Below are 8,168 nucleotides of genomic sequence, written 5' to 3' on the forward strand. Positions count from 1 at the left end.
TTAGCCTGGTGCGCGCCCTACTCGTTTCCTATTGACTCTTATTGACGCCCACGCGCTACAGTGGCCACCGTGAGTAAAGAAAACAAGCACGCAGAAGATCACGGCACCTCCGCACGCTCTGGCGCACGCCCTGGCCAGGAGGGGCAGGGGCGCGTACTCGCGGAGCCGGTGAACGGCGTTCCCGCTGGTGAAGAGGTTCTGACCCTACCAGAAGTCGCGGAGCGAATGAACTTGGTTGTTACCAAGGTCATGGACATTCTGGGCAAGAAGCAGCTGCTGGCAGTCGAGATCGACCGCGTGCGGCACGTGCCGGCCCGCTTCTTGGACGAGGACGGGCAGCTGAACCGCTTTGTCCCCGGGGCGATCGCCCTGCTGAGCGACGGCGGCTACTCCGACGCGGAGATCCTGGATTACCTCTTTACTGAGGACGACTCTCTGCCGGGGCGCCCGGTGGATGCCCTGCACGGCCACCTTGCCCGCGAGGTGATGCGTCGGGCGCAGGCGATGGCAATTCTATAGCCCACCGCGCCTGCTGCGCCTGCTTATCCTGCTGCCCCTGCTGCTGACGGCGGGGCGGAAATTCCAGGCAGGCCTGGACCACCCAGGCGAAGATCGCCGCGAAGGCGAGCACCCACCACAGTGCGTACAAGCGATTGTTTCCGCCGCCGTCGAACATGAAGGTAACCCACATGCAGAACACGCTGGTGAGGTAGATGACCATGCGCGATTGGCTGGCCAGCACAACCAGCGCTAGGGGCGCGGTGTAGTACCAAGGCAGCGTCACCGTGTTGAGCACGCAGGTGATCGCATAGGCGACGGCCATGCCGGTAAACGCGGTGCGCTCGTCATGGCGGAACAGCCACCAGCTGGCGACCAGACCGAGGAGCATCAGGGCGCTGCTGACCGGACGGATCGCATCCACCAGCACGTTGAAAGTCAGGTCGTCATTGATACGCGACAGCACGGGCTCCAACGAGGAGGCGAGGAAGGACGGCAGCGCCAGGGGGTTAATGACCTTGGAGTTGCCGGTAACTTCTGTGACCCAGCCCCACGTCTGATTGGTTAGGGCGGTCACGAGCGCCAGTACGCCTACACACGCCAGCACGCTGAGCAGACCCGCCCACACCAGCGTGCCGAAGCGGCGCCACGTATCGGCAAGGCGCAGCCACCGAGCCTTGCCTGCGGAGTAGGGCAGGGGGCCTGCCAGTCGAGCAACCATGATCCAGACGACGAAGGGCAGGGCGATAAACGCCGTGGCCTTCAGCGCTGCCGCCACTCCAATCAGGGCCGATGCAGCCAGGCCGCCTGGAACCGGCTGCAGCTTCACCGCGCACAGGCAGCCGAGAAGTACCAGCGCCATCATCATGTTCTCGGTGTGCATACCGCCCACCAGGTGCAGCACGCTCAGGGGGTTGAACACGCCCAGCCAGACGGCAACGTCAGGCCGGATACCCAGATGTGTAGCGAGCTTCGCCACCGCCCAGGCCATCATCAGCACGGATGCGATGGAGAGCAGCTTAAAGGCGAAGATGCCGGCGGTGATGTTATCGCCGGTGACGGAAGTGATGGCCTGCCCCACGCCCATGTGCAGGGGGCCGTAGGGCGTGGTGGTGTTGCGCCAGTCGGCGCTGACCTCGAACAGCAGAGGGCCGGGGTTGGCCGCCGCGCCGACCTCGTAGGCGTTGAAGCCATCGCGGGCCAGGGTGCCTTGCATCAGGTAGGAGTAAATATCCCGCGACATCAGCGGTCCGGCCAGCACCAAGGGGCCGATCCAGGCGGCGACGGCGGAGCGGCGCAGCGGCTCACCGTGCACGAGGATATGCCGCCCGACGATGATCCAACTGAGCACCATCGCCGCCAAGGCGAACCACATCACAACCGTCACCATGCCTGCGGCATGGCCGAAGGTAAAGGAGCTTAGGCCGATGACCTGCATGATGCCACCGCGCGAGCGCACGGCGCCGACGCTGTGGGAGGTGATCGTCAAAATGATGCTGCCGACGAGCCCCAGCCAGATAGCGCGGCTGTAGCCCACCGACTGCAGCCAGTAGCGAACCCGGTCCGCAAAGCTCTCCGCAGCCGCCGTCACAACACACCACCGCCGGTGATACGGCGGGCAGCCAACGCTCCGGAGAGGATGACGGTAGGCACACCCACTCCCGGCGTGGTCGAGGAACCGGCGAGCACCAGGTTGTCCACACCGAACGCGCGGGCATTTCGAGGCCGGAACGGGCCAGTCTGGGTGAAGGAATGCGCCAACGCGAACGGGGTGCCCGCGCCGAAACCGTGGTCGGCCTGCCACGAGGCCGGGGTATCCACCCGGGCGGTGCGGAAGTGCTCAGCAATACCCGTGTAGCCGCGGGCCTCCAGCATCTCCACAAGTTCCTGGACGTACGGGTCCGTGACGTTCTCCCAGTCGATATCTGCCGAACGGAGGTTCGGAGCCGGGGCGAGGATGCTCAATGGTTCAAAGGCGCTGGCCGGAGGAGACACGGCGTCACCCTCAAGTACACCGCCGAAGGTGCGGTCAGCAACAGATCGCGCCGGGCGAGTAAGCAGCAATGATGGGTCACTCATCAGCCTGCCGCGACCGTGCGGGGCGGTGATCTCGCGGAAGGTTTCGTCCCATGCCTCCCCGAAGCTGATGGTGTGGTGGCGCTGCGACTCCCAGCGGCGGGAAACGTCCGTCGGAATGCTGCCGTGGATCACCACCGCCGAGGGGGACCAACGCAGTGGGGCGACCTTGCGCCACACGCGGCGGGCGAAGGAGCGGGAAACCAGCCCGCTTTCCCGGCCGGAACGGGTGAGCAGCTCGCCTACCACCGGCAGATCCGGGGTGGCCACGACCGCATCGCACTCAATGTACTCGCCGGAACGGGTGCGCACGCCTGTGATGAGGTCCTCCGCGAAGTCTACGTGCTCGACCGCATCCGAAGTGATGATGCGCCCGCCGGCGGCCCGTAGTGCCGCGGCCATGACCTCCGGCACCTCGCTCATGGAAAAGTCCGGGTAGAACACTCCCATGGAGGTATCCATGTGTGAAATGACGGTGTAGACTGCGCGCGCGTTCTTTGGCGCTACACCTGCGTAGAGCGCCTGGAAGGTAAACAACCGCTGGAGTTCTGCGTCGGGGATGTGCCGTGCTGTGGTCTTGCCGAGGCTGCCGAAGGCGCCGAGGGAGCCGAGGTGGCCAAGGTCGGACGCCGCAGCGGGCGTGGACAGCAGATCCAGCGCACCGTCGAAGTCGGCGGCTAGGAAGTTCTCGAAGCTGGCGCTGAAGACATTCTGCGACCATTCCCGGTGGGTCAGATAACCGGCGGCCAGCTCGTCTGTGGCGGCGCGGTCCAGGCCCTTGGAATCCGCGAAGCGGCGGATCTCCGCCACCATCGCATCGCGGTCGGCGAAGACCTCGGCGTGGCGGCCGCTGGCAAACTGCGCGTGATAGGCCGGAGCCAGGCGCTGGGGAGCCCACGGGCGCTCCAGACCCAGCTGCTCGGCGGCGGCCTCGGAGCGTAAGTCGATGCCGACGGAGGCCACGGCGGATTCGACCAGGCCGGGCATCGTCAGCACGGTGGCGCCGGTATCGGCCACGAAGTCCCCGTGTGCGCTGGTCAGCTGCTCGCTACGGCAACGGCCACCCACGGCGTTGGCGGCCTCGATGACGGTGACCTCGCGCCCCGCGGAACGCAACCGCAGGGCGGCGGAAAGCCCGGCCAGTCCGGCGCCGATCACAACTACGCGCTCGCCGTTGCCGGGCAGGCGCTTGCGCATCGTGGGGCGCGTCATGGGTACCAAGGGGCTGGGCAGGCTCAGGTGACGGCGACCGTCGGCAGAGCGGGTGGATAGCTTCATTTAAAACCTCCGGTGCGTTAGTTCTTCCGCCAGCTGGGTCAGCTCCGCGGTGATGTCGGTGCCCAGACCACCAGCTTGCAGGGAGTCGATGGCCCGCTGCGTGCGCGCCTCGATCAGCTTTTCCACCTCGGCCTGCGCGCCCGTGTCGTAGATGATGTCGCGGAGGCGTTCGATGTCCGCCTCCGCGGACTGCGCGCCCTTGCCGAGCCCTTCGCGTAGGGCTGCGACCTGGGATTCGTCGCCCCGCTGCAATGCCTCGTTGATAAGGGTGGTGCGCTTGCCGGTGCGCAGATCATCGCCGGAGGGCTTGCCGGTGACCTCCGGATCGCCGAACACTCCCAACTGATCGTCGCGCAGCTGGAAGGCCTCGCCGATGTCCTGGCCCACAGTGCGGAGCATGGTCTGAGTCTGTTCGTTGGCGCCCGCCAGCGCGGCGCCGATGTGCAGCGGGCGGGCGACGGTGTAGGAGGCCGTCTTGTACTTGATCACGGCAAAGGAATCGGCGACGTCCTCGCTGCCGTTGGCTTCCAGGGCGATGTCCAGGATCTGACCGGCGATCACCTCGGTGCGCATTGCCCGCCAGGCTGGGCGCGCCCGCTGTAGCGCGGTGGTGCTCAGCCCCGAGCCGTTGTACAGGTCGTCCGCCCAGGCGAAGGCGAGGTCGCCGATGAGGATTGCCTGGCTGACCCCGTAGTGCTCGGAGGAACCCAGCCAGCCGCGTTCGCTGTGCTTCGATTCGAAGGTGCGGTGGGCGGTGGGGAAGCCGCGCCGGGTATCGGAGCGGTCAATGATGTCGTCGTGGATGAGGGCGCAGGCCTGGATGAACTCGAAGGCAGACAGTGCGTTCAGAATGGCGCCCTGGTCGATGCCTGCAGCTGGCGATGAACCGCCGCCGCCTTCGAGCGCCGCGCGGATGCCGGCCCAGGCGAAGGTCGGGCGGACGCGCTTGCCTCCATTGACGATGAAGTCGCGCAGCACCGTGATGGCACCGCTGACGAGGGAGCCGATGTGGGAGAACTCCTCTTGGGAGCGGCTCAGGTACTCCTTTAGTTGGGCATCGACGGCGGACGGAACTGCGGACAGTGGGGAATCGAGGCGCCAGGGGTGCGCGGCCAGCTCATCGGTACTCATGGCTCTCTATTCTAAGGGCTCGCGCGACAAGTGCGAGCAACGGTAGTGCTGGGATGACGCCACCGTGGCGGGCGGGTGGCACGGGGCAGCGAACGGACAGGCCGCGGGGGTGATTGCGCGCAGGGAAAATACCAAATGTAGACCAAAGCCTTGAAATGGACAGCTCTGTCTATATGATCTTTGGGTATGGCTAGTATCCGCAGGCAGGTTGCCGTATCCCAGTCCCTTTCGCTCTACACTCCCGGGCGCGTTCCGTTCTCCGTGGAGTTCATGCCGCCGCGCGATGACGCGGCCGAAGAGCGTCTGTGGAACGCAGCCGAGGCATTCCACGACCTCGGTGTGAGCTTCGCCTCGGTAACTTATGGCGCCGGCGGCAGCACTCGCGAGCGCACCCTGCGTGTCGCCGAGCGCCTAGGTACTAAGCCGCTGACAACCCTGGTGCACATGACGCTGGTGCAGCACACCAAGGAAGAGCTGCAAGACATGCTGCGCACCTATGCCTCGCTGGGGCTGACGAACCTGCTGGCGCTGCGCGGCGACCCGCCGGGGGATCCAAACGCCGAATGGGTGCCCACCCCCGGTGGTTTGAACTACGCCAGTGAGCTGATCGAAATGATCCGCGAAATGCCCGAATGCGCCGACTTCGACATCGGCATCGCCAGCTTCCCGGAAGGCCACTACCGCACGGGATCTTTGGAGCAGGACACGGAATACACTCTGGTCAAGCTCCGCGCCGGAGCACAGTACTCGATCACGCAGATGTTCTTCGACGTGGACCACTACCTGCGCTTGCGCGATCGCCTGGCGAAGGCGGATCCGGAGCACGGCCAGAAGCCGATCATCCCGGGGCTGATGCCGATTACCTCTCTGCGGAGTGTGCGCCGCCAGATGGAGCTGGCGGGTGCTGCTCTGCCACCGAAGCTGGAGAAGCGCCTGCTGGATGCGGCAGCCGGGGACGAGGTCGCCAACCGCGACGCCATCCGCGAGGTCGGCATCGAGGTGACCACTGAGATGGCCGAGCGTCTCATTGCCGAGGGAGTTCCGGACCTGCACTTCATGACGATGAATAACGTGCGCGCCACCCAGGAGGTCCTGCATAACCTGGGCATGGCTCCGGCATGGGGGCCGGGGCTGGGTCACGACATGGTGCGCTAGCCACAGGCGCACTCGACGCTAGGAGTGGCCCGTTAGCTGCGCTTGCGTTGCAGAATTCCGAACGGCCGGGGGTCCGCCGGGAACTTAAAATTCCGCAGCACATCGGTAAACCCGGCCTTGCGATAAAGCTGCCAGGCCGCGTTGGCCTCGCCTTCCACCTCGGGCGTGGAGAGCATCACCGTGTTCTGAGGTGTTCGCTCTAGCAGGTCGTTCAGGATTGTGGTGCCGACGCCCTCACCTTGCGCCGGCGGGAGTACATGTATTTCGGATAATTCGGCGTAGGCGTGCAGTATCCGGGTGGCCTCCGCACGGGAGTGTCCGTTAAGCACTAGACCGCGGGCGACTTGGCGATACCACCAGGTGTTGGGGGAGCCACGGAAGGTAAAACCGATGCCCACGCAGCGCTGGCGGGCGTTGCCCGGATCCGGCTGTTCCTCCGCGCGATGTAGGAGTGCCATGCTGCAAGTGAAGTCCGGTTGGGATCCGTTGTAAAACCACAGAGACTTGCGCTGGGGGTGCGTCTCGTTTGGATAGTCCATGGCCGCAAGGTGAATATCGATGAGCTCGTCGAGCCGAGTGATGAAGTGGCGATTGGTGGCGGGAACCACGGACACGCGCATGGGGGAATCGGCGGCGGGGGGTGTGCGGGGCGTGTCCTGGGGCATGGCTTCAATAGTGCCACTGCTGGGGGAGGCGATGGAGGAAGATTGGCGCGAAAGATGACGATTAGAACATATGTTCTATTTTGAGTCTTGTTTTCGGTGATATGTCCGAGGCGCTTCCTAGGGTGAGGCCTAACGGTCAAGACGATAGGCCAACAAAGCGATAGGCCAAGAGAATAAGGGGACGAGACGATGGACGAGAACATTCAGGCCCAACCCAAGCAGCTGGGGGCGCGGGCTCGTTACAGTCGCAGTCGCGGGGTGCGGGGGTTCCTGGACGAGGCGGAGCGCCAATTGGAGCTATCTCGATCGGAACTACGTGAGCCCGAGGCGATCGTCTATGCCTATCGAGCTGCCTTGCGGGCGGCGGGTGCTTTGATTGAGTGGGAGATGGCCACGCGAAAGCGTCGACCTTCCGGGAGTGCGTGGGTGAAGCTGCGGGTTTTGCGCCCCGACTTGGAGGATTGGGCAGAGACTTTTGAAGTACACGCACGGGTAGCAAGCAGGGCGGGGTTGGGGCTTAATCGAGGGCTGCCCGAGAATGCGCGTGGCACGATCTATCGCGATGCTTGCGATCTGGTGGACCTTGCCCGCGGGGTAGTGAACTACCTGCCGGAGGTTGCCTAGATCGAAAGCGGGCATTGTTTGAAAACCGCAGGTTGATGTAGGGTGGATGGGTGAGAAGTGGGCGGAGCTCGCCCGGGCTGGAAACTTTCTTTACGTCTTAAGCGTTAGGAAGAATAGCCGCAAACATTTGGGAGGTCGCGATGGCTCTATCGGAGCAAGAGCAGAGGATGCTCGCGGAGATCGAACGGGCGTTGATCGCCGAGGATCCGCGCTTGGCAAAGCAGGCTTCCAGTAGCGGCGAACAGACGATCAGCTTCAACATCCGCTCGATTGCGCTCATTGTCCTTGGCCTTGCGGTGATGGTTGGCGGCATTGCCGCGGCTCAGCTCTCGCTGTGGTTCGTGGCGCTGAGTGTGCTCGGGTTCCTGATCATGTTTGGCGGCGGCCTTCTGGCATTCCAGTCCAACGATGATCCGGAGACTGCGGCCATCAAGCGCTCCAAGTCTTCCAAGAGCGGCAAGCCCGGTGTGGCGAAGAAGGCTGGCTCGGGCCACTCCGGTGGCATCGGCGACAAGATGGAAGATAGCTTCCGTCGCCGCTTCGAGCGCTAGGTCAAGCCCGCTAGTTAGATCTAACTTCAGGAACCACCGTCCTCCATGCATGGAGGACGGTGGTTTTGTGGGTTAAGTGACAAAAAGTGTGTCTGATTTTTCAGCATATCTGCTGATCAGACTATGTAAACCGGGCTTGAATAAGGTTCCAAACCTTATTCGGGCCCGATTTTCCTTCAATCCACCGGAA

General features: G+C 64.1%; 8 protein-coding genes. 4 read left to right on the forward strand and 4 right to left on the reverse strand.

Going from position 1 to position 8,168, the window contains the following annotated elements:
* Positions 1-168: 168 nt before the first annotated feature.
* Positions 169-519 (forward strand): Rv2175c family DNA-binding protein, encoded by a 351-nt coding sequence (locus MHX66_RS06525; RefSeq protein WP_239201369.1) that lies wholly within the window; start codon positions 169-171, stop codon positions 517-519.
* Here the strand turns inward: MHX66_RS06525 and MHX66_RS06530 are convergent.
* From MHX66_RS06530 to MHX66_RS06540, 3 genes are read right to left on the reverse strand one after another with little or no spacing between them, the layout of a single operon-like run.
* Positions 419-2,089 carry an alpha-(1->6)-mannopyranosyltransferase A gene (locus MHX66_RS06530; protein WP_239201353.1) on the reverse strand — a complete coding sequence of 557 codons (1,671 nt, stop codon included), beginning with the start codon at positions 2,087-2,089 and terminating at the stop codon, positions 419-421. The genes MHX66_RS06525 and MHX66_RS06530 overlap by 101 nt on opposite strands.
* Positions 2,086-3,852 (reverse strand): phytoene desaturase family protein, encoded by a 1,767-nt coding sequence (crtI, locus tag MHX66_RS06535; RefSeq protein ID WP_239201354.1) that lies wholly within the window; start codon positions 3,850-3,852, stop codon positions 2,086-2,088. Before crtI ends, MHX66_RS06530 begins: the two co-directional genes overlap by 4 nt.
* Positions 3,853-4,983, reverse strand: a complete 1,131-nt coding sequence (locus MHX66_RS06540; RefSeq protein ID WP_239201355.1) for a polyprenyl synthetase family protein — start codon at positions 4,981-4,983, stop codon at positions 3,853-3,855. It abuts the gene before it with no gap.
* Positions 4,984-5,169: 186 nt separating this feature from the next.
* Here MHX66_RS06540 and metF point away from each other — a divergent pair, with 186 nt between their 5' ends.
* Positions 5,170-6,138 (forward strand): methylenetetrahydrofolate reductase [NAD(P)H], encoded by a 969-nt coding sequence (gene metF, locus MHX66_RS06545; RefSeq protein WP_239201356.1) that lies wholly within the window; start codon positions 5,170-5,172, stop codon positions 6,136-6,138.
* Positions 6,139-6,170: 32 nt separating this feature from the next.
* On the opposite strand, the gene MHX66_RS06550 is transcribed toward metF, so the two are convergent.
* Positions 6,171-6,803: an N-acetyltransferase gene (locus tag MHX66_RS06550; RefSeq protein WP_239201359.1), complete on the reverse strand. Its 633-nt coding sequence runs from the start codon at positions 6,801-6,803 to the stop codon at positions 6,171-6,173.
* Positions 6,804-6,992: 189 nt separating this feature from the next.
* Here MHX66_RS06550 and MHX66_RS06555 point away from each other — a divergent pair, with 189 nt between their 5' ends.
* Entirely contained in the window at positions 6,993-7,427 is a 435-nt protein-coding gene (locus tag MHX66_RS06555; RefSeq protein ID WP_239201362.1) for an SAV_6107 family HEPN domain-containing protein, read from the forward strand.
* A 140-nt stretch (positions 7,428-7,567) separates the two neighbouring features.
* Positions 7,568-7,978 (forward strand): DUF3040 domain-containing protein, encoded by a 411-nt coding sequence (locus MHX66_RS06560; RefSeq protein ID WP_239201363.1) that lies wholly within the window; start codon positions 7,568-7,570, stop codon positions 7,976-7,978.
* Positions 7,979-8,168: the final 190 nt, after the last annotated feature.

Source organism: Corynebacterium sp. ACRPH, from assembly GCF_022347285.1.
In the GTDB taxonomy this organism is placed as follows: Bacteria; Actinomycetota; Actinomycetes; order Mycobacteriales; family Mycobacteriaceae; genus Corynebacterium.